We start from the raw sequence: 2,239 nt of genomic DNA, 5'->3' as shown, positions 1-2,239 counted from the left end.
ACTTTGGAAAACACAGTTAAGAAAAGTTACTAAATAGGTTAATTTCCAATTAAAACCAGCAATTTCCCAAATGGTCATAGATGACGGAGTGGAAAACAAGGGAGAATAATTGAATAAATTCTTCTTTGTCCTTTCCAATATCCAATCCCCAATTGCCCAATCCCCAATGCCCCATAATATAAGAAAGCGCTTCACACTTCTTAAATAATCAGCTTTATTAGAACAATGGCGAGAGACTTACGGGGATTCATTAAAATTCTAGAAGAAAGAGGACAATTACGGCGGATTTCAGCTTTAGTTGACCCAGACTTAGAAATTGCTGAGATTTCCAACCGGATGCTGCAAAAAGGTGGGCCAGGGTTGTTGTTTGAAAATGTCAAAGGCGCTTCCTTTCCGGTGGCGGTGAATTTGATGGGAACTGTAGAAAGGATTTGTTGGGCGATGAATATGCAGCATCCAGAGGAGTTGGAAACCCTGGGGAAAAAACTGAGTATGCTACAACAACCAAAACCGCCGAAGAAGATTTCCCAAGCGATAGATTTTGGCAAAGTGCTGTTTGATGTGGTGAAGGCGAAACCAGGACGGGACTTTTTCCCCGCTTGTCAGCAAGTTGTGCTTCAAGGTAATGATTTAGATTTAAGCAAGTTACCTTTGATACGTCCTTATTGTGGTGATGCTGGCAAGATTATCACGCTGGGACTAGTAATTACCAAAGATTGTGAGACGGGTACACCAAATGTAGGCGTGTATCGTTTGCAACTACAATCGAAAAATACGATGACTGTTCACTGGTTATCTGTGCGGGGTGGGGCGAGGCATTTGCGAAAAGCGGCGGAATGTGGGAAGAAATTAGAAGTTGCGATCGCACTTGGTGTAGATCCTCTAATTATTATGGCAGCTGCCACGCCCATCCCTGTAGATTTATCAGAATGGCTGTTTGCTGGACTTTATGGCGGTTCTGGTGTGCAGTTGGCCAAGTGTAAAACCGTCGATTTGGAAGTTCCCGCAGATTCAGAATTTGTCTTGGAAGGAACAATTACACCAGGAGAAGTCTTACCAGATGGGCCCTTTGGCGACCACATGGGTTATTACGGCGGTGTGGAAGATTCGCCATTAGTACGCTTTGAGTGTATGACACACCGGAAAAATCCGATTTACTTAACAACATTTAGCGGTCGTCCACCTAAAGAAGAAGCGATGATGGCGATCGCACTAAATCGCATCTATACGCCCATACTGCGCCAACAAGTATCTGAAATTGTCGATTTCTTCCTCCCAATGGAAGCTTTGAGTTACAAAGCAGCGATTATTTCCATTGATAAAGCATATCCGGGACAAGCGCGACGAGCAGCTTTAGCTTTTTGGAGTGCTTTACCACAATTTACATACACTAAATTTGTAATTGTTGTAGATAAAGACATCAATATTCGCGATCCGCGTCAAGTCGTGTGGGCGATTAGTTCCAAAGTTGACCCAGTACGAGATGTGTTTATTTTGCCGAATACACCGTTTGATACGTTAGATTTTGCTAGTGAAAAGATTGGCTTAGGTGGACGGATGGGAATTGATGCGACTACAAAGATTCCGCCGGAAACAGACCATGAATGGGGTTCGCCTTTGGAATCTGACCCAGATGTGGCGGCGATGGTAGAGAGGCGATGGGCGGAGTATGGTTTAGCAGAGTTGCAGTTGGGAGAAGTAGACCCGAATTTGTTTGGCTATGATATGAGGTAACGTGTTAAATAACAACATCGAAATAGAACTCAGGAGTCACAAGTCAGAATTCAGTTAGGTAAGCTGTCGCACCTACAAGTTGCCTCATAATCTTTTAGGTAAAACCTGTAAACCCTCTCCTCTGCCCCTCTGCCCCTCTGCTCCTCTGCTCCTCTGCTCCCCTGCTCCCCTGCTGTCTCAATGTGCAAATTAAAAACACAACAGCTTATTCTATACGACTGGCGGATAGCGATGCGAAAAGCGAGTCTATGAGCGTCTGAATAATCAGCGTTTTTGCACCTCTACCAAATAGTAGATTTGGCGGAGGTGCAAGAAGTCTTAATTTCTAGGTGAGAGTTTATTGCTTATTAATAATAGTGTACAAACCATTGCACCTAACATATAAACCATAGACGTGTCAGCATCCTTTAAAATTAGAATATAAAACATAGAGAATACTACAAAAACAAGTACCGTTATTTTCAACATAAAATCTAACAATTTCAATCATAAATACTAGTAAAAA

General features: G+C 42.7%; 1 protein-coding gene. It reads left to right on the top strand.

Translation table 11 applies throughout. The features are described 5' to 3' along the window. The first annotated feature begins 225 nt into the window (after nt 1-225). Complete coding sequence (locus V7K42_RS00495) at nt 226-1,734, top strand: UbiD family decarboxylase (protein WP_334912523.1); 1,509 nt, start codon at nt 226-228, stop codon at nt 1,732-1,734. Nucleotides 1,735-2,239: the final 505 nt, after the last annotated feature.

It is taken from the genome of Nostoc sp. (assembly GCF_036917455.1).
GTDB lineage: Bacteria > Cyanobacteriota > Cyanobacteriia > Cyanobacteriales > Nostocaceae > Nostoc.
Note: the sequence above shows the minus strand (reverse complement) of the source record. Positions and strands in the feature narration are given on the sequence as shown.

Excerpts from the sequence above, each read along its gene's own strand:
- V7K42_RS00495 (WP_334912523.1), top strand. The coding sequence starts at position 226 with ATGGCGAGAGACTTACGGGGATTCATTAAAATTCTAGAAGAAAGAGGA.